The following is an 18,861-nucleotide window of genomic DNA, read 5'->3' on the forward strand; positions in this document are numbered from 1 at the left end:
GTTGTGCTCACGTTCGCCTCTTCCATTCATCGTTGTGGTCGGGCGGTCGGGTCGTAACCGGGCCTGATGATCACTGTCCCGTACGGCCGTGCCCATTGGCGGATTGGCGCCGGCTGGGCTTCTTGGCACCCTTCTTCGCGCCGCTCTTGCCGAGTCGACGCGGGACGCCCACCCTCAGGCGAGCCACAGTCGTGGGCTCATCCAGGATCTCCGCGCCGCACTCGACGATCTCGATCTCGGTGATGCCCACAGCTGCGAGCAGTTCTCGGCCCTGGTCGATCTCTTCAGCGACTGATGCACCCTTCATGGGCAGCCACCAGCCTCCCGGTCGTACCAGGGGGACAGACCACACCGCAAGGTTCTCCAGTGCCGATACTGCACGGGACGTGACTACGTCGGCAGGTGCAACTTCGTCCCAGACGGTCTCAGCGCGCCCGCGCACGACGGTCACATTGGTCAGCCCCAGCTCGTCAATGACCTCGTCGAGCCAGCGGACCCGGCGTAACAGCGGCTCCACCAGCGTCACCGACAGATCCGGCCGGCGTATGGCGATCACCAGTCCAGGCAGTCCCGCGCCGCTGCCAACATCAACGACCGTGCTGTCAGCAGCTATCAAATCGGTCATGACTGCGCAGTTCAGGATGTGTCGCTCCCAGAGGCGGGGCGCTTCGCGAGGGCCGATCAGCCCGCGGATGACTCCCGACCCGGCAAGCAGCTCGGCGTACCGCTGGGCGATCGGGAACTGATCGCCGAAGATCGTCTCCGCCTGGACGGGGGCAGCGGGGACTTCGGCAGTCTCCAAGCCGTCCGAGCTGGGCTGCGGAGGATCATGTTTCACGTGGAACGCCTCAGTCGTCGGCGGGCAGAACCACCACGAAGCGCCGCGGCTCGGCGCCCTCGGACTCCGAACGCAGACCGCCGGCGAGGACCGCGTCGTGCACGACCTTCCGTTCGAAGGCAGACATCGGATCCAGCGCGACTCGTTCGCCATCCGCCTTCACGGACGCAACGGCACTCTCGGCGACCTTGACCAGCTCGGCACGACGGTCCGCCCGGAATCCGGCGACGTCCAGCATCAGCCGGCTGCGGTTACCGGTCTCGGCCTGCACTGCCAGGCGGGTCAACTCCTGCAGGGCGTCCAGCACTCTGCCGTTCTGGCCGACCAGGCGACGGGGCACGCGGCCTTCTTCTGAGTCCACGATCGACACCGACGCACGGTCACCGTCGACGTCGACGTCGATGTCGCCGTCCAGGTCGGCAATGTCCAACAGTGTCTCGAGGAAATCGGCTGCGACCTCACCTTCACGGTCCAGGTCTACGGCTGTGTGCGGATCGGTCTCCGCTTCGTGAGCGGACGGTTCGTCGTGGGTGGTCACGTCAGTCATTCTTCACTCCCAGTGCTGGTAAACACAAAGATCGGTCGGCGGCCGAGGACGGTCCGCTTAAGCGGCCTGGAGCCGCTGCAACGAGGTTGGTCGGGCTAGCGTTTGCGCTTCTTGTTGTTGCTCCGCTTCGGCTGCACCCGTTGACCGCCGGACTTACCGGCGGTACCGCCGTCAGCGGTGACCAGGCCGGGCGAACCGGGCGGTGTCTTGGACTTGGCAAGCTCGACCGAAGCGTCTTCGGACTCCTCGTCGTCACTCTTGTGCAGACCTGGAATGCTCAGTTTGGTGATCGGCTTGCCCTTGGCCGCACGGCGCTGCTCCAGCGCCTTCTCGGCCTCCGAGCCAGGAGCGGGCATCCGGCGGATCGTGTAGAACTGCTGGCCCATCGTCCACAGGTTGGTGGTCACCCAGTAGAGCAGCACACCGATGGGGAAGTTCACACCGGAAATCGCGAAGAACACCGGCATGATGTACATGATGTACTTCTGCTGCTTGGCCATCGGGTTGTCGAGCGCCGAGGCCGGCATGTTCTTGCGCATCAACTGGTGCTGAGTGGTGAACACCGTCACCGACATGATGATGATCAGCGCCACGCAGAGCGTGCGCACCGCCGCCACGGGCGAGTCGCCCGGGTGCAGGAACGCCGAGGAGAGCTGGGCACCGAAGAGCTTCGACTGCTCCGCCTGCTTCGCCAGCGGCTGCGTCATCCAGCCGATCGGGTCGTGATGACCGGAGCCGATGTCTTTCAGGCGGTCGAGCACCCGGAAGAGTGCGAAGAAGAACGGTGACTGCAGCAGCATCGGCATACAGGACGAGAAGGGGTTGGTGCCCGCCTTCTTGTACAGCTCCATCGTCTCCTCAGTCATCTTCTGACGAGACTCGGCGTCCTTCTTGCCCTTGTACTTCTTCTGGATCTTCTGGATCTCAGGCTGGATCAGCTGCATTCGCCGCGACGACTTGATCTGCTTGACGAACAGCGGGATCAACATGATGCGCAGCACGAGCACCAGGCCCACGACGGACAACGCCCAGGTCCAGCCGTTGGCAGCCGGCATACCGATGGCGGTCAGGATCTTGTGGAACCCCACCATGACGAAGGCAACGAACCATTCGAGTGGGTACAGGATCGTGTCGAAGAAGTTGTAGATGGCGCAGTCCTTCAGTTGAGCGGCGCCGGCACCGGAGTGCCGGAGTCGTCTGCGGTAACAAGAGGCGGAACGTGGTCAACGCCGCCAGGGTTCCACGGGTGGCAGCGGGCCAGCCGACGAATCGTCAGCCAGCTTCCTTGAACAACCCGAAGCGGGTCAGCGCCGTGATCGCGTATGCCGAGCAGCAGGGCGTGAACCGGCAACTCGGCGGGAGCAGGGGGAGATCAGGATCTGATAGCAGCGCACCAGCCAGACCAGCGGCCGGGCGAGGATCCGGGTCAGTGACATGTCGTCACCGCCGCCGATCGATCGCGGCCGTCAGCAGCCGATCCAGGTCATCCCGCAGGTCGCCCGCCCCAGCGGCGCCGGCGGCGGGGGTGGCCCGGATGACGACGTCGGTGTGCTCGGGCATCGTCGGCAGCAGGGCCGCCATACGGTGCCGCAACACACGCTTGGTGCGGTTGCGAACGACAGCATTGCCGACGGCCTTGGACACCACGAGCCCGACGCGACTGGCGTCTGCTGGTGAGCTCGACGCTGTCACGACGAGCCGGGGGCCCGCCGCTCGTCCGGAACGACGACTGCGCAACACTGCGGAAAAATCCGCACTGTCGCGCAGTCGGTGTTTCGTCGGCAGCACTATCGCCTAGCTGGCGGTCGGCCGGCAGTCCCTCAGGCCGAGATCTTGCTACGGCCCTTGGCGCGGCGCGCCGACAGGATGGAGCGGCCCGCACGAGTGCGCATCCGCAGGCGGAAGCCGTGCACCTTGGCGCGGCGGCGGGTGTTGGGCTGGAAGGTGCGCTTGCTCACTGTCGTCTCCGTCGAAATGTGCGGGCCCACGGTGGGCCCGATCGTGCGTTGGTCATGGGGATCTTCGCTTCGGCCACCGAGGCGAGCCGAGCCGCTGCCGGAAGGAACCGTGCTGGTCCAGGCAGGCGTGCGTGAAGAGAAGCTCACAGCTACGATACGGGCCGCTGGTGGACAGGGTCAAACCGAGCGGAACCTCGCGGATCACGAGACCGAACCCCTCATCAAAGGGCGTTGATTCGGGGTGTGCCAGCCGCCACGCCGTGGGACGCAGAAAATTCTTCGCCACGTGGCTTGCCGGGCGCCAGTCCAAGTTGTTAGCGTCGGCGTCTTCCAGGTCGGTGCCGTGTCACGCGGTCATGTCGTCATCACTCGCCCACAGCCTGTGGATAACTATGTGGATTAACGGCGTAGCATGTCCGTCGGCGACCATTTCTCGCCGATTATCGATGCGCCAACTGTCAGGGAGGACACAGCGTTGTGAGCGATCCGGATATCGACCTCGCTCACGTTTGGCACGGTGCGATGCTGGGCATCGAGGACTCGGGCATACCCGCGCGTGACCGCGCTTATCTGCGTCTTGCCCGGCTCGCCGGGCTGGTCGGCGACACCGCACTGCTCGCGGTTCCGTTCCCGCAGACCAAGGTCTTCGTCGAGACGACCCTCAGTGAGCCGATCTGCAAGGCACTCGGCGAGCAGTTGCACGCCGACATCCGGCTGGCCGTCACTGTTGACGAGAGCCTGCAGCCCACCGAGGACGAAGCCGTCGAGCCCACATCGCGTCCGGTCGAGCCCGAAGCGAAGTCGGACGTCGAAGAGGACCTCTTCACCAGCGCAGCCGCACGCAACCGGCAACCCGTCACGACCGAGCCGATGCAGGACGCGCGCCTCAACCCGAAATACACCTTCGACACCTTCGTCATCGGTGCCAGCAACCGGTTCGCCTGCGCGGCGGCACAGGCAGTTGCCGAGACGCCGGCCAGGTCCTACAACCCCCTGTTCGTGTATGGCGAAAGTGGCTTGGGCAAGACCCACCTGTTGCACGCCATCGGCAACTACGTGCGCAACTACTACCCGCACATGCGGGTCCGCTACGTGAACTCCGAGGAGTTCACCAACGACTTCATCAACTCGATCCGCGACGACAAGGCGTCCAGTTTCCAGAAGCGCTACCGGGACAACGTCGACGTGCTGCTGATCGACGACGTGCAGTTCCTGCAGGGCAAGGACGGCACGCAGGAGGAGTTCTTCCACACCTTCAACGCCTTGCACAACAGCGAGAAGCAGATCGTGCTGACCTCCGACCAGCCGCCGAAAATGCTGTCGGGGCTAGAGGACCGGATGCGGTCACGCTTCGAATGGGGCCTGACCACCGACGTCAAGCCGCCGGACCTGGAGACGCGCATCGCCATTCTGCGCAAGAAGGCCGTCGCCGACTCGATGCAGATGCCCGATCAGGTGCTCAGCCTGATCGCCAGCAAGGTGCCCAGCAACATCCGTGAGCTCGAAGGCGCACTGATCCGGGTGACGGCATACGCCTCGGTCTCCAACCAGCACGTCACCGAGGAGCTCGCCGGACGAGTCCTCAAGGACCTCATGCCCAGCACCGGTTCCGGGCAGATCAGCGCGACCGCGATCATGCGACAGACCGCCAAGTACTTCGGTCTGTCCGTCGAGGAGCTGTGTGGCTCCTCGCGATCACGCACCCTGGTCAACGCGCGCCAGATCGCGATGTACCTGTGCCGTGAGCTGACCGACCTGTCCCTGCCGAAGATCGGCCAGCAGTTCGGCGGCCGCGACCACACGACGGTCATGCACGCCGATCGCAAGATCCGCCAGCTGATGGGTGAGCGTGCCCATCTCTACGAGCAGATCAGCGAACTCACCACCCAGATCCGCCGGGCGACCGCCTGACGGCCGATCTCCGGCGCGCGTCCACACCGATTTCCACAGCTTCTGTGGAAATCGGTCTTCGTATGCCGCCACGCGGCGACGGCCCACCTGTGCCGCTCACCCCGCCGTTGTCCGGCCCGGCGCCGCGAGGCATCGACCCGAGACCGGACGCATCCGTCCACACCCTGTGGATAAACATGTGGGTAGATGGTCGCGTGTGACGTGTGAGGTGAGCCCGGCCATCCACACCCGCCGGTGGGTAGACCCCTGCAACCTGTGCACAACTGCGGCGAATCGGAAGCTCGGACTGCGGACAACCTGTGGATGAATTCCGTCGTCCACGGATCACTGAAGTTGTCCACAGCCCAACACCCAGGTCGTCCACACCCCAAGATCGCTGTATGACGCCCCGAGAGACACTTCTCCACAGAATCCACAGGTGCTACTACGACTACTAACCGGAGAGAGATGGCGTTTTCGCCATTGCCGACTGGGGATTCCGTGCTGAACCAACCTCGTAACCACGGAAGTTGGTTCTGAACAAGCGCAGAAGGAGCCTCACGGTGGCGTCGTAATGGACCGGGAGACTAGGGTCATCCTGCCGAGCGTCCCGCCGCAGCGCAGGACTCCCAGAACAAGGATGGTTTGTACGTGAAGCTCATCGTCGATCGCGATGTCCTGGCCGAAGCTGTGACATGGGCCGTGCGAGGCCTGTCCAATCGGCCGCCGGTGCCGGTACTCGCCGGTGTGCTGCTCGATGCCAGCACCGACGGGCTGACTCTCAGCGCGTTCGACTACGAGGTGTCCGCCAAGGTCACCGTCGACGCGCAGGTCGACGAGCCCGGCCAGGTGCTGGTGCTGGGCCGACTGCTGGCCGAGATCTCCCGGTCCCTGCCGAACAAGCCGGTCTCGATCAGCGCCGACGAGCACAAGGTGGAGCTGACCTGCGGGTCCAGCCGCTTCTCGCTGCAGCAGATGCCGACCGCCGACTACCCGACGCTGCCCACCTCCCCGAGCCGACCGGCGCGATCGCGGGCGATCTGTTCACGCAGGCCGTCTCGCAGGTCGCCATCGCCGCGGACCGCAGTGACACTCTGCCGATCCTGACCGGCGTCCGGCTGCAGATCGAGGGCGACAAGGTGAGCCTGCTGGCCACCGACCGCTACCGGCTGGCGCTGCGTGAGCTGTCCTGGAACCCCACCGACGCGAATGTCGAGCAGACCGCACTCATCCCGGCGCGCACCCTGCTGGACACCGCCAAGGCCCTCGGCGCTTCCGGGTCCGTCCAGTTGGCGCTGGGCTCCGCCGCCGGCGGCGACGGCCTGGTCGGTTTTGAGGCCGGCCAGCGTCGGGCGACCACCCGGCTGCTCGACGGCGAATACCCGAAGGTCTCCTCGATCTTCCCCACCAGCGTCGACTCGGTCTCGGTCATCGAGACCGCCGCGCTCACCGAAGCCGTCAAGCGTGTCTCCCTCGTCGCGGAGCGCAATACCCCTGTGCGACTGCGGTTCTCAGAGGGTCAGGTCGCGATCGAGGCGGGCCAGGGTGACGACGCCCAGGCTTCCGAAGCGGTCGAGGCGACCCTCACCGGCCCCGAGATCGAGATCGCGTTCAACCCGCAGTTCCTACTCGACGGGCTCGGCGCCCTCGGCACGCAGTTCGCCCGTATGTCGTTCACCCAGCCCAAGAGCCCGGCCGTGCTGTCCGGCCAGGCCGAGGCCGACGGCGACGCGGACGAGTCCTATCGCTACGTCCTGATGCCGGTCCGTTTCGCAAGTTGACCGGGAAGTTTGATCTCAAGCTTCCGGAGTAGTTTCGTAGCGAAGTACGACATACACGAATGAAAGGCGCGGCATGCAACTCGGTTTGATCGGCTTGGGCAAAATGGGCGGCAACATGCGCGACCGCATCAAGGCCGCCGGCCACGAGGTGGTCGGTTACGACACCAACCCCGAGGTCTCGGACGTCAAGGACCTGAAGGAACTGGTCAGCAAGCTCGATGCCCCCCGCAACGTCTGGGTAATGGTGCCCGCCGGCAAGGTGACGCAGTCGGTCATCGATGAGCTGAAGGGCCTGCTCGACAAGGGCGACCTGATCGTCGACGGCGGCAACAGCAAGTTCACCGATGACGCCAAGCACGAGAAGGAGCTCGCCGAGAATGGCATCGAATTCGCTGAATGCGGTGTCTCCGGTGGTGTGTGGGGTAAGGAGAACGGCTACGCACTGATGGCCGGTGGCTCGGACGCCAACATCGAGCGGATGATGCCGATCTTCGACGCGCTGCGTCCCGAGGGACCGCGCGACGAGAGTTTCTGCCACACCGGTGAGGTCGGAGCCGGCCACTACGTGAAGATGGTTCACAACGGCATCGAGTACGGCATGATGCAGGCGTATGCCGAGGGCTATGAGCTGCTGGAGGCCAAGGAGATCGTCAACGACGTCCCCGCCGCGTTCAAGGCCTGGACCCGTGGCACGGTCGTCCGCTCCTGGTTGCAGGAGCTGATCTCGGCAGCACTGGACAAGGACCCCGGTCTCAAGGACATCGAAGGCTTCGTCAACGACTCCGGCGAAGGCCGCTGGACCGTGCAGGAGGGCGTCGAGTACGGCGTCCCGATGCCGGTCATCTCAGCGTCGCTCTTCCAGCGATTCTTCTCGCGCCAGGGCACCGAATCTCCCGCGATGAAGGCGGTCGCGGCCATGCGCAACGAGTTCGGCGGACACGCAGTCACCAAGAAGGGTGAGAAGGGCGTCGTCACCGACCACTGAGTTCTTGCGCGCTGTATGGAGCCGCGCGGTCAGGGATCCAGGATGCCGTGGAATACCTTTCCCAGCGTCCCGGACGTCCTCATCTTCTGCGGCGGTGCGAGCACGGTGTTCAGCCAGGAGAACAAGCGCGGCTCCATCCGTCCCCACGTCCCCCAGTTGTGGCCGCCCTGGCTCAGGATGTATGGCGGCGCAAGCACCGTCGGGTAACGCACGACACGCTGCAGCGCCGTGATGTGCGACGGCGGGCTCCAGGTGTCCTGGGCACTGGTGGCGGCGAAAAGCTGCACGGCCGGACGCTGCTGGGCCAACGTGATCGGCGCGTTGGCCCAGCGGAGTGCCGGGTCCGCGAGCACCGCAGGATCCCCCACGAACGGGTCTGAGTCCATGCCTGCGCCGATCCCGAAGACCTTCGGGTATTGCATGGCGAGCTTGATCGCGCAGAAGCCGCCGGTCGACAGCCCGACCAGCGCCCAGGCCTTCGGTGTCGGCAGCACGCGGAAGTGCCGAGCGAGCAACCGAGGCACGTCGTCGGCCAGCCACTTGGCACCCTTGGCCTCTGGGGTGTCGGAGCAATCCGTGTCGACCCCGCCGGGGTCGATCGTCGGCATCACCACGATGGCCGGCTCGAGCGTGCCGTGGGCCATCATGGTGGCCAGCGTGCCCGGCATACCGCCCTTGATGATCCAGTCCCGGGCCTCTCCGGGGACGCCGTGCAGCAACTCGATCACCGGGAAGTGAACGTGCTTGTATGCCGCCTGGCCGTACTGCGGCGGCGTCCAGACGTACACCTCCCCGCGAGCCGCGATGCCGGCCCGCGGAAGTAGGTGCTCTGAGTGCCGCCGACCGCTCGACTGAAGTCCGCCGTCTGCGGTGGCGGACCCGACATCACCAGATGCCCCGAACCACCGGTCCCCAACAGGTCGGACCACGAGGCGTAGAGACCGAAGTGGTCGTTGACCCAGGTCATGGTGACCGCGATGGCGCAGAGCTGACAGATCAGCAGCATCGCGATGCGTTGCAGACCGCGCAGCGCGATCACACCGCGCACCCGGCCCCACAGCAACATCGTCGCCGCAATCCCCAGGAGGGTCGCAACGATCATCGTGTAATAGAACGCCTGCCCCGTCAGACTCACGACGGGAAGCTAACGCGGCAATTCTGTACGGTTCGTGAACGTTTGCAGGGTACCGGCACGGACCTAAACTCAAGGGATGTTCGTGCGGCACCTGACTCTGAAGGACTTCCGGTCCTATGAGTCCGCGGACCTCGAATTCACCGACGGCGTAACCACTTTCATCGGTCTCAACGGTCAGGGCAAGACCAACGTCGTTGAGGCGATCGGTTATCTGGCGTCGCTGTCCTCGCACCGCGTGGCCCAGGACGCGCCGCTCGTCCGGGCCGGAGCGGAGCAGGCCATCGTGCGCGGGGCAGTCGTCCACGACGGGCGCGAGAAGCAGATCGAGCTGGAGATCAACCCCGGCAAGGCCAACCGCGCCCGGCTCGGCAAATCGCCGGTCACTCGCCCGCGGGACGTCCTCGGCACACTGCGGACCGTGCTCTTCGCGCCCGAGGACCTGGCGCTGGTCAAGGGCGACCCCAGTGAGCGCCGCCGCTTCCTCGACGACCTGCTGGTGGCCCGCCAACCGAGGTGGGCGGGCGCTCGCAGCGATTACGACAAGATCCTCAAGCAACGCAACGCCCTGCTGAAGACCGCGCGCACCGCGCCCGACCGCGCCGCCGCGCTCGCCACCCTCCCGGTCTGGGACAGTCACCTGGCGTCGGTCGGTGCAAACCTGGTCTACGCGCGACTGCGCCTCCTGCGCGACCTGCAGCCCTACCTGCAACTGGCGTATGACGAGGTCAGCGCCGGCCAGTCGGACGCCAGGATCACCTACAAGAGTTCGCTGTATGACGAACTCGCCGACCAGCTCGCCGCCGGAGAGGTCCCGGAGGTTGCCGAGCTGGAGGCCGGGTTCGCCAAGACCTTCGAGCAGCAGCACCGTGCAGAGGTCGAGCGGGCGCAAACCTTGGTCGGGCCGCACCGGGATGAAATGGTGCTGCGACTGGGCACCCTGCCGGCCAAGGGCTACGCGAGTCACGGCGAGTCCTGGTCGTTCGCGCTCGGCCTGCGGATCGCCGCGTTCCAGCTGCTGCGCCACGACCTGGGCACCGACCCGGTGCTGGTCCTCGACGATGTCTTCGCCGAGTTGGATGCCGGTCGCCGGCGGCGGCTGGCGCTGATGGTCGCCGACTGTGAGCAGGTCCTGATCACCGCAGCGGTCGATGACGATGTTCCGGACCTGCTGACCGGCAACCAGTTCACCGTCACCCTCGGCAGCGTGCAGGCGTCGACATGTTGACCGAGAGGAGCACCAAACGACCGACAGGAGTAGCAAATTGCCCGGATTTGGTACTCCTCTCGGTCATCGGTATGCCGTCTCACGCCTCTCACGAGTTCCCATGAGTGACGACGAGGAGCCTGCCGACGACACAACCCTGGACGCAGTGCGTGACGCGCTGCGTCGAGCGCGAGTTTCCGCTCGGGAGAAGGGTTTTCGTCCTGGTGCACCTGCGCGACGTCGTCCGCCCAAGGCCGGCGACCTGGGCAAGGGCCGCGGCCGCGACAACGGCCGCGACCCGGCGATGATCGGCGATCAGCTCGACCGGCTGTTGTCCGACCGGGGCTGGCAGGTGGACGTGGCGGCGGGTTCGGTGATGGGCCGGTGGGACGAGATCGTCGGCGAAGCGGTCGCGGCTCACGCCCGGCCCGTGTCGTTCAGCGACGGGGAGTTGACGGTTCGTGCCGACTCCACAGCCTGGACCACTCAGCTACGCCTGTTGTCCTCGACCCTGCTCGGCAATTTCGAAAAAGCGGTCGGCGCGGACGTGGTGCAGTCGTTGCGGATTGTCGGCCCCAACGCACCGAGCTGGAAGAAGGGACCACGCACCGTCCGCGACGGCCGCGGACCGCGGGATACCTACGGGTGACCGATTCCGCTCGATCCGCATTTGGCCGCAGCACGGCTCCCCCACGTACAGTGGGGCGAGTTTTGTGAAGATCCAACGACCTCTACTGGCAGGAACTACGACACGTGAGTCATGACCAACCAGGTCAGGACGACCCGCGCGGGGGCGGGACGAGTTCGACCACTTCTTCAGCGACCGCAACGGGCCCAAGCCATCGTCGCAGGATCCGGACACCACGGCGTGGGCCGATCCGGCCGAGGCTGATGGGGACCGGACCCAGGCGACCGGCCATGCGCCATACGTGCGCCCGCCGCAGCCGCAGCAGTATGACGAGTACGCTCCCGCCGACCAGAGCGGCTACTACCAGCCTGAGGCCTACTACGAGGAGCCGCCGCAGCGTCGCGGGGCCATGTGGGCGCCGGTCGCGGTGATCGTCGCGTCGCTCGCGATCGTCGCTGTCGTGATCGCGATCATCCTGAACAACTCCAGCGGCAAGATGGCCAATGGTGCCTTCACACCCACCCAGACCGTGACCCGGACGAGCACGCAGGACTCCTCACAGTCGCCGAGTTCGTCCTCTTCACAGAGCCCCACCTCGTCGTCCAGCAGCTCGGGCTCTTCGAGCAGCACCGCCGCCTCGACGCTGCCGGGCTCTGCCGGCTCGTGCTCAGGCTCGGACTCCTACGGCACCGGGCCTAAGACGTCCTGCGCCTTCGCCGGCGTCGTCGCGACGCTCTACAACGCGAAGAAGGGCCAGGACGGCAACGCCTCCTTCCAGGCCAAGTCGCCGACGACCCACGACAACTACAAGGTCAACTGCCAGGCGGCCTCATATGTCACCTGCACCACCGAGACCGGAGCGGTCGTCTACATCCTGCGCAAGTGACGAATGCTGCATAGAGGCTTGTTCTGCGTTGGTGTTGCGAGTCGCAAGCTCCCTGCAACACCAACGCATCTCAAGCTTCCTGTGCCTGTCCAGAATCAACTTCATAGACGCGTCGTGGACGCGCTGACGGCCCCAGGCAGGTGTAGGGAGTCGTGAAGTGCACCGTTCGAGCCGCATATTGCCGTTTACGGCACGGCAACAGTGGTTTCGCGACCCGGACAGGGTATGCTAGGACACAGATTCTGAGCACCTGATCGGCTTCCGCGGCTCGCCTCTCGGCGAGCCGCAGGTGTGCCCGGCTCAGCTTCCATTGGCGTCCCATCGAAGGAGCACTGTGTCCGACACCGCTGCGCAGCAATCACCTGACGAGGAAAACCCGGCGGCTTCGCCGGCAGCGGACGATGGCGGTGCATCGACATACGGTGCCGACGACATCCAGGTGCTCGAAGGCCTCGAAGCGGTCCGCAAGCGCCCCGGCATGTACATCGGCTCGACAGGTGCCCGGGGCCTGCATCACCTGGTCACCGAGATCGTCGACAACGCCGTGGACGAGGCGATGGCCGGGTATGGCGACCACATCGAGGTCACCATCCTGCCGGACGGCGCTGTGCGGGTGCGCGACCACGCTCGCGGCATACCCGTTGCGATCAATGAGGCGTATGGCGTCTCGACCGTCGAGCTGGTGCTGACCCAACTGCACGCGGGGGCAAGTTCGGCGGTGGCGGCTACAAGGTGTCCGGCGGCCTGCACGGTGTCGGCTCCTCGGTGGTCAACGCGCTGTCGACCAAGCTGACCGCGGACGTTCGCCGCAACGGCAAGATCTACTACATGGAGTTCGACCACGGCGACCCGCTCGGGCCGCTGGAGGTCATCGGCGAAACCGACCCGGCCGACCACGGCACCACGATCACCTTCTGGGCCGACCCGGAGATCTTCGAGAGCGTCGACTACGACTTCGAGACCATCCGGTCCCGCTTCCAGCAGTACGCCTTCCTCAACAAGGGCCTGGCGATCACCCTGACCGACGAGCGGGCGCAGCAGGTCGACGAGGGCGCCGAGGAAGAAGCACTCGCCGGTGCGACTGCGAAGGACGAGGTCGAGGACGCGTCGGGCAAGCCGCGCACCGTCACGTACCGCTACGACGACGGACTCATCGATTACGTCAAACACATCAACGCGTCCAAGCACAGCGAGCCGGTACACGACGAAATCATCGCCTTCGAGCATGAGGACCCCGACCGTCTGCTGTCGGTCGAGATCGCCATGCAGTGGACCACGGCATACAGCGAGTCGGTGCACACCTACGCCAACACGATCAACACCCACGAGGGCGGCACTCACGAAGAGGGCTTCCGTGCGGCAATGACCTCCTTGGTCAACACCTTCGCCCGCAACCAGAAGTTGCTCAAGGAGAAGGACGAAAACCTCACCGGTGACGACATCCGCGAGGGTTTGACCGCGGTGGTTTCGGTCAAGCTCGGCGAACCGCAGTTCGAGGGCCAGACCAAGACCAAGCTCGGCAACTCCGAGGTCAAGGGTTTCGTGCAGAGCGCGGTGCGTGATGAGTTTGAGCACTGGCTGGCGCAGCACCCGCGCGAGGGCCAGGCGATCGTCCGCAAGTCGATCCAGTCCGCTGCTGCCCGGATGGCGGCGCGCAAGGCCCGCGAGGCCACCCGCCGCAAGGGCCTGCTGGACTCCGCGGCGATGCCCGGCAAGCTCAAGGACTGCCAGACCAACGACCCGACGGTCTCCGAGGTGTTCATCGTCGAGGGCGACTCGGCGGGCGGCTCCGCGGTGCAGGGACGCGACCCGTTCAACCAGGCGATCCTGCCGATCCGCGGCAAGATTCTGAATGTCGAGAAGGCCCGCATCGACAAGGTGCTGGCCAACAACGAGGTGCAGTCGCTCATCTCGGCGTTCGGCACCGGCTTCGGTGAAGACTTCACCATCGAGAAGGCTCGCTATCACAAGATCGTGCTGATGGCCGATGCCGACGTCGACGGCATGCACATCCGAACCCTGCTGCTGACGCTGCTCTTCCGCTTCATGCGGCCGCTGATCGAGGCCGGCTACGTCTACCTCGCGCAGCCGCCGCTCTACCGGATCAAATGGAGCAACAGGGAGCACGAGTTCGCGTTCTCCGACAAGGAGCGTGACGGCCTGCTCAAGATCGGTCAGGCGGCCGGGGGTCGGTTGCCGAAGGAGAACCCCTACCAGCGCTACAAGGGCCTGGGCGAGATGAACTACCAGGAGCTGTGGGAGACCACCATGGATCCTGACCACCGCACGTTGCTGCAGGTGACTCTGGACGACGCGGCCGCTGCCGACGAGATCTTCGCAGTGCTGATGGGCGAGGACGTCGAGAGCCGGCGCGGGTTCATCCAGCGCAACGCCAAGGACGTTCGCTTCCTTGACATTTAAGCGGGTCGAGTAGCGACGAAGGAGCGTATCGAGACCCGAGACCGCTCACCTGGTCTCGATACACCTCCCCCGCTGCGCTCCTCCGGCACTCGACCCGCATGCTCCGCCATACATGCTTGAATTGCATTGAGAATGAAGGAAACTCATGACTGACGATACGACACCTCCTGGTGGCGACGGCACCCGGTCGAACGTCGACCCGATCGACCTCAACACCGAGATGCAGCGCAGCTACATCGACTACGCGATGGCGGTCATCGTCAGCCGCGCGCTGCCGGACGTGCGCGACGGCATGAAGCCGGTGCACCGGCGCATCGTCTACGCGATGTTCGACGGCGGCTACCGCCCGGACCGCGGCTACAACAAGTGCAGCCGGGTCGTCGGTGACGTCATGGGTCAGTACCACCCGCACGGTGACAGCGCGATCTACGACGCGATGGTCCGCCTGGTGCAGCCGTGGTCGATGCGCTACCCACTGGTCGACGGGCAGGGCAACTTCGGTTCCCCGGGCAACGACGGTGCGGCCGCTCCGCGATACACCGAGTGCCGGATGGCGCCGCTGGCGATGGAGCTGGTGCGCGACATCGAGAAGGAGACCGTCGACTTCGAGCCCAACTACGACGGCAAGACCATGCAGCCGACGGTGCTGCCGGCCCGCTTCCCCAACCTGCTGGTCAACGGCGCCTCCGGCATCGCAGTCGGTATGGCGACGCAGATCCCGCCGCACAACCTGCGCGAGGTCGCCAAGGGTGCCCAGTGGTTGCTGGAGCACCCCGAGGCCTCCCGCGAGGAGCTGCTGGAGAAGCTGCTGGAGATCATCCCGGGCCCGGACTTCCCGACCGGCGCACTGATCATGGGCAAGAAGGGCATCGAGGACGCCTACCGCACCGGTCGCGGGTCGATCGTGATGCGCGCGGTCGTCAACGTCGAGGAGATCCAGGGCCGCCAGTGCCTGGTGGTCACCGAGCTGCCCTACCAGGTCAACCCGGACGCGTTGGCGGAGAAGATCGCGAACCTGGTTCGTGACGGCCGGGTCGGCGGCATCGCCGACCTGCGTGACGAGACTTCCGGTCGTACCGGCCAGCGGTTGGTCGTCGTCCTGAAGCGCGATGCGGTCGCCAAGGTCGTCCTGAACAACCTCTACAAGCACACCCAGCTGCAGCAGAGCTTCGGCGCCAACATGCTGGCCCTGGTCGACGGCGTGCCGCGCACGCTGCCGATCTCGGCGTTCATCCGCTACTGGGTGGAGCACCAGGTCGAGGTCATCCAGCGCCGTACGACCTACCTGCTGCGTCGCGCCGAGGAGCAGATCCACATCCTGCGTGGCTACCTCAAGGCGCTGGACGCGCTGGACGAGGTCATCGCGCTGATCCGCCGCAGCCCGTCCGCGGAGGAGGCGCGCGGTGGCCTGATGGAGCTGCTGGATGTCGACGAGATCCAGGCGACGGCCATCCTGAACCTCCAGCTGCGTCGACTCGCGGCCCTGGAGCGGCAGAAGATCACCGACGAGCATGACTCGTTGCAGCGCGACATCGAGGAATACCAGGACATCCTGGCCAAGCCGGAGCGTCAGCGGCAGATCGTCGGCGACGAGCTGGCCGACATCGTCGAGCGGTATGGCGACGACCGACGCACCCAGATCGTGCCCTTCGACGGCGACATGTCGATGGAGGACCTGATCCCCGAGGAAGACGTCGTCGTCACCATCACCCGCGGCGGCTACGCCAAGCGGACCAAGACCAGCGAATACCGCTCGCAACGGCGCGGTGGCAAGGGCGTGCGGGGTGCCAACCTGCGCGGCGACGACGTGGTGTCGCACTTCTTCACCACCACCACGCACCGCTGGTTGCTCTTCTTCACCAACGCCGGACGGGTCTATCGGGCCAAGGCCTACGAGCTGCCCGAGGGCAGCCGGGAAGCCAAGGGCCAGCACGTGGCAAACCTGCTCGCCTTCCAACCGGACGAGCAGATCGCCCAGGTGATGGCCTTGCAGGACTACGACGCTGCGCCATACCTGCTGCTGGCGACCAAGCGCGGCCTGGTCAAGAAGACCAAGCTGACCGACTACGACTCGCCGCGCACCGGCGGGCTGATCGCGGTCAACCTGCGCGACGGTGACGAATTGGTCGGCGCCGGGCTGGCCAGCCGTGAGGACGATGTGTTGTTGGTCTCACGCAAGGGCCAGTCGGTGCGCTTCCACGCCACCGACGACACGCTGCGTCCGATGGGTCGCTCGACCTCCGGTGTGACCGGCATGAAGTTCCGCGAGGGCGACGAGTTGCTGTCGATGAACATCGTTGCCGACGGCACCGACCCGGACGTCTTCGTGGTCTTCGAGAACGGCCTGGCCAAGCGCACCGCGGCGTCGGACTACCCGGTCAAGGGCCGGGCGACGCTGGGTGTGAAGGTCGCGTCGATCTCGGATCGCGGCGGTGACCTGGTGGGCGCGCTGACGGTCGACGAGACCGACGAGGTCCTCGTCGTGATGGAGAAGGGCAAGATCGTCCGCTCCCCCGTCGTCGAGGTGCGCCGCACCGGCCGCTCCACCCAGGGCGTGCAGTTCGCGACCCCGGACAAGAAGGATTCGATCGTGGCCGTCGCGCGGAACGCCGAGCGCGAAGTCGAAGATGACCAGGATGATGGCGTACCGTCGGGCGAGTCGTCGACCGACGACACGGACGCCGAGACCACGATCATCGACCAGCCGGTCGGGGCGGACGAGCAGACTGAGAACGAGCAGACTCCGGACGAGCCGGGAGACGATGAGTGAGCACTGACGGATCCGACGCCGACAAGGGTGCCGGGACGACCGCGACAGACGCCGGCGGTGCCGTGCGTCTTCCGGGCGCCGCAGCCGGTGGCAAGAAGCGCACCACGCCGCCACGGCAGGTGCCGAAGCCAGCTTCGAAGGACGGTTCGGCAGGCGGAGCGAATGGCCGACCGGTCAAGGCCGGTCAACGACGCCCGCTCCGCGGGCCGGAGCCGGCCCCGGTCGGCGTCCTGGTGGCCGCAGCACCCCGCGACGCGTCCGCCTGACACTGTCCCGGGTCGACCCCTGGTCGGTCATGAAGATCGCCTTCCTGCTGTCCGTGGCGATCGGCATCGCGATGGTCGTGATGATTGCGATGCTGTGGATCGTGCTGCAGGGCATGGGCGTCTGGGACAACGTCAACTCTTTGCTGCGCACCCTGGAGACGAGCGGCAAGACGTTCGACATCATGGATTACGTCGGCTTCGGCCGGGTGGTCTCGTTGTCGGTCGTGATCGCCGTCGTCGACGTGCTGTTGATGACCGCTTTGGCGACCCTCGGCGCGTTCCTCTACAACATCTGCTCCTCGCTGGTCGGCGGCGTGCAGATGACCCTGTCCGACGAATAGCAACACCATGCCGGTCGGGCTACGTCCCGAGTAGCCGTGAGGAACGAGCGGCGTATCGAGACCAGCGCCATACGATCTCGTTTTGGTTCTGCCCCCTGCGGTGAGATACTCTCGTCCGGCGCCTGCGGCATTCTGCTGCAGTGCGCCGGACGGTGCACGGGCCTATAGCTCAGTCGGTTAGAGCGCTTCCCTGATAAGGAAGAGGTCACAGGTTCAAGTCCTGTTAGGCCCACCACCCACCGTCCCGCAGCCGATCGGAGCCAAACATGTTGAAGAAGCTCGTCGTCCTGCTGGGCCTCGCCGGCCTGGCCGTCGCCGCCAAGCAGAAGCTCGCCCAGAAGAACGACACCAAGGACCTGTGGGCGCAAGCCGCCGACAAGCCGGGCGACACCAACAAGTGATCTGATCGGCCGCCGCCGGCGGCCATCAGCTCCGGGGACTTAGCTCAGCTGGTAGAGCACCGCCTTTGCAAGGCGGGGGTCAGGGGTTCGAGCCCCTAGTCTCCACTTTCATCCCACCCGAGCAGGTCCCGAGTTCGCATCGTGCGGCTCGGGATTTCTTTCTATGCCGCCGACGGTAGGGCCGACTGCCCCCACACTGTGATGCGCAGGTCGCACTCCACCGACCCGCCAGTCTCTGTCATTCGTCCGCGCAGAAAGGCGCTGCAGCCGCGCCGCTCCCGTATCCTGAATCAACTCAACATGATTCGGCCTTTCGAGACCTGCAATCGACACCTTCCAGGACACCGTCCCGCATCCGAAGCAGACCTTGAAGGAAACCATGACCCATCACCACGACGACTGCGCCGAGTCGTCCGGGCTTTCACCGGGTGGCTCGCTACCGGAGGGGCCGCGCGTGCTCCTTGTCGAGGACGACGCCGACACCCGGGCTCTTTTCAGCTCCCACCTGCGGCGACTGGGTTGCAGCGTGATCGGCGTGGGCACCGGCGAAGAGGCATTGCGCACGGCGCGACTCGAGCGTCCGGACATCGCCATCATCGACCTGCGATTGCCCGGCATGACCGGCGAGCACGTCATGACGGCACTGCGCGCTGACCCGTCCACCGCCAACTGCCGCATCGTCATCACCTCGGTGCTCGACAGTGACAGTTACCCGCCGAGCGCGGACGCCGTCTTGCCCAAGCCGTTCACCCGGCGCCAGCTCGAGGAGCTTGTTACGACGCTGAACGTGAAGAACTCCGAATGAGGCCG

General features: G+C 65.7%; 16 protein-coding genes, 2 tRNA genes and 4 pseudogenes. 14 read left to right on the forward strand and 8 right to left on the reverse strand.

Annotated features, from left to right (window positions below):
• Positions 1-70: 70 nt before the first annotated feature.
• From rsmG to rpmH, 6 genes and pseudogenes are all read right to left on the reverse strand, one after another.
• Entirely contained in the window at positions 71-838 is a 768-nt protein-coding gene (rsmG, locus tag ACFQDH_RS05215) for a 16S rRNA (guanine(527)-N(7))-methyltransferase RsmG (RefSeq protein ID WP_382399145.1), read from the reverse strand.
• 10 nt (positions 839-848) lie between these two features.
• On the reverse strand, positions 849-1,385 hold the full coding sequence (locus ACFQDH_RS05220) for a Jag family protein (protein ID WP_382399147.1): 537 nt from the start codon (positions 1,383-1,385) through the stop codon (positions 849-851).
• A gap of 95 nt (positions 1,386-1,480) precedes the next feature.
• On the reverse strand, positions 1,481-2,548 hold the full coding sequence (gene yidC, locus ACFQDH_RS05225; RefSeq protein ID WP_382404811.1) for a membrane protein insertase YidC: 1,068 nt from the start codon (positions 2,546-2,548) through the stop codon (positions 1,481-1,483).
• A pseudogene (gene yidD / locus ACFQDH_RS05230) lies at positions 2,545-2,786 on the reverse strand (membrane protein insertion efficiency factor YidD). Before yidD ends, yidC begins: the two are co-directional and overlap by 4 nt.
• A gap of 39 nt (positions 2,787-2,825) precedes the next feature.
• Complete coding sequence (gene rnpA / locus ACFQDH_RS05235) at positions 2,826-3,173, reverse strand: ribonuclease P protein component (RefSeq protein ID WP_382399149.1); 348 nt, start codon at positions 3,171-3,173, stop codon at positions 2,826-2,828.
• 32 nt (positions 3,174-3,205) lie between these two features.
• The gene (gene rpmH, locus ACFQDH_RS05240) at positions 3,206-3,343 is read right to left on the reverse strand and encodes a 50S ribosomal protein L34 (protein WP_325549961.1); all 138 of its coding nucleotides are present in this window, start codon (positions 3,341-3,343) and stop codon (positions 3,206-3,208) included.
• Positions 3,344-3,820: 477 nt separating this feature from the next.
• Here rpmH and dnaA point away from each other — a divergent pair, with 477 nt between their 5' ends.
• The 3 genes and pseudogenes from dnaA to gnd all read left to right on the forward strand — a co-directional run.
• The gene (gene dnaA / locus ACFQDH_RS05245) at positions 3,821-5,254 is read left to right on the forward strand and encodes a chromosomal replication initiator protein DnaA (protein ID WP_382399151.1); all 1,434 of its coding nucleotides are present in this window, start codon (positions 3,821-3,823) and stop codon (positions 5,252-5,254) included.
• Positions 5,255-5,884: 630 nt separating this feature from the next.
• Positions 5,885-7,014: pseudogene (dnaN, locus tag ACFQDH_RS05250) on the forward strand (DNA polymerase III subunit beta).
• A 61-nt stretch (positions 7,015-7,075) separates the two neighbouring features.
• Positions 7,076-7,999, forward strand: a pseudogene (gene gnd, locus ACFQDH_RS05255) (phosphogluconate dehydrogenase (NAD(+)-dependent, decarboxylating)); the annotation flags it as partial.
• 29 nt (positions 8,000-8,028) lie between these two features.
• Here the strand turns inward: gnd and ACFQDH_RS05260 are convergent.
• Positions 8,029-8,787: an alpha/beta hydrolase gene (locus ACFQDH_RS05260; RefSeq protein WP_382399153.1), complete on the reverse strand. Its 759-nt coding sequence runs from the start codon at positions 8,785-8,787 to the stop codon at positions 8,029-8,031.
• Complete coding sequence (locus ACFQDH_RS05265) at positions 8,724-9,134, reverse strand: hypothetical protein (protein WP_382399155.1); 411 nt, start codon at positions 9,132-9,134, stop codon at positions 8,724-8,726. Before ACFQDH_RS05265 ends, ACFQDH_RS05260 begins: the two co-directional genes overlap by 64 nt.
• A 76-nt stretch (positions 9,135-9,210) precedes the next feature.
• Between ACFQDH_RS05265 and recF the strand changes: the two genes are divergently transcribed.
• The 11 genes and pseudogenes from recF (at position 9,211) to ACFQDH_RS05320 (ending at position 18,856) form a co-directional block, all read left to right on the forward strand.
• Complete coding sequence (gene recF / locus ACFQDH_RS05270; RefSeq protein ID WP_382399157.1) at positions 9,211-10,359, forward strand: DNA replication/repair protein RecF; 1,149 nt, start codon at positions 9,211-9,213, stop codon at positions 10,357-10,359.
• A gap of 100 nt (positions 10,360-10,459) precedes the next feature.
• On the forward strand, positions 10,460-10,987 hold the full coding sequence (locus ACFQDH_RS05275; protein ID WP_382399159.1) for a DciA family protein: 528 nt from the start codon (positions 10,460-10,462) through the stop codon (positions 10,985-10,987).
• A gap of 280 nt (positions 10,988-11,267) precedes the next feature.
• Complete coding sequence (locus ACFQDH_RS05280) at positions 11,268-11,852, forward strand: hypothetical protein (RefSeq protein ID WP_382399161.1); 585 nt, start codon at positions 11,268-11,270, stop codon at positions 11,850-11,852.
• A 310-nt stretch (positions 11,853-12,162) separates the two neighbouring features.
• Positions 12,163-14,273, forward strand: a pseudogene (gene gyrB / locus ACFQDH_RS05285) (DNA topoisomerase (ATP-hydrolyzing) subunit B).
• 145 nt (positions 14,274-14,418) lie between these two features.
• Positions 14,419-17,043: a DNA gyrase subunit A gene (gyrA, locus tag ACFQDH_RS05290; protein ID WP_382399163.1), complete on the forward strand. Its 2,625-nt coding sequence runs from the start codon at positions 14,419-14,421 to the stop codon at positions 17,041-17,043.
• Positions 17,040-17,309 (forward strand): hypothetical protein, encoded by a 270-nt coding sequence (locus ACFQDH_RS05295; RefSeq protein WP_382399165.1) that lies wholly within the window; start codon positions 17,040-17,042, stop codon positions 17,307-17,309. Before gyrA ends, ACFQDH_RS05295 begins: the two co-directional genes overlap by 4 nt.
• Before the next feature lie 29 nt (positions 17,310-17,338).
• A complete protein-coding gene (locus ACFQDH_RS05300; protein WP_382399167.1) occupies positions 17,339-17,650 on the forward strand; it encodes a DUF3566 domain-containing protein in 312 nt (103 codons plus the stop codon).
• 158 nt (positions 17,651-17,808) lie between these two features.
• A tRNA-Ile gene (locus tag ACFQDH_RS05305) sits at positions 17,809-17,885 on the forward strand.
• 31 nt (positions 17,886-17,916) lie between these two features.
• Complete coding sequence (locus ACFQDH_RS05310; protein ID WP_382399169.1) at positions 17,917-18,051, forward strand: DLW-39 family protein; 135 nt, start codon at positions 17,917-17,919, stop codon at positions 18,049-18,051.
• Between the two features lie 33 nt (positions 18,052-18,084).
• Positions 18,085-18,156, forward strand: a tRNA-Ala gene (locus tag ACFQDH_RS05315).
• Between the two features lie 274 nt (positions 18,157-18,430).
• Entirely contained in the window at positions 18,431-18,856 is a 426-nt protein-coding gene (locus ACFQDH_RS05320) for a response regulator (protein ID WP_382399171.1), read from the forward strand.
• The last annotated feature ends 5 nt before the right edge of the window (positions 18,857-18,861 follow it).

The sequence above is a fragment of the Flexivirga alba genome, assembly GCF_042661025.1.
GTDB classification, from domain to species: Bacteria; Actinomycetota; Actinomycetes; order Actinomycetales; family Dermatophilaceae; genus Flexivirga; species Flexivirga alba.

What these genes read in the sequence shown, in the direction of transcription:
- ACFQDH_RS05220 (WP_382399147.1), bottom strand. Translation starts at nt 1,385, where the DNA reads ATGACTGACGTGACCACCCACGACGAACCGTCCGCTCACGAAGCGGAG.
- recF (WP_382399157.1), top strand. Translation starts at nt 9,211, where the DNA reads ATGTTCGTGCGGCACCTGACTCTGAAGGACTTCCGGTCCTATGAGTCC.
- ACFQDH_RS05275 (WP_382399159.1), top strand. Translation starts at nt 10,460, where the DNA reads ATGAGTGACGACGAGGAGCCTGCCGACGACACAACCCTGGACGCAGTG.
- gyrA (WP_382399163.1), top strand. Translation starts at nt 14,419, where the DNA reads ATGACTGACGATACGACACCTCCTGGTGGCGACGGCACCCGGTCGAAC.
- ACFQDH_RS05300 (WP_382399167.1), top strand. Translation starts at nt 17,339, where the DNA reads ATGAAGATCGCCTTCCTGCTGTCCGTGGCGATCGGCATCGCGATGGTC.
- ACFQDH_RS05310 (WP_382399169.1), top strand. Translation starts at nt 17,917, where the DNA reads ATGTTGAAGAAGCTCGTCGTCCTGCTGGGCCTCGCCGGCCTGGCCGTC.
- ACFQDH_RS05320 (WP_382399171.1), top strand. Translation starts at nt 18,431, where the DNA reads ATGACCCATCACCACGACGACTGCGCCGAGTCGTCCGGGCTTTCACCG.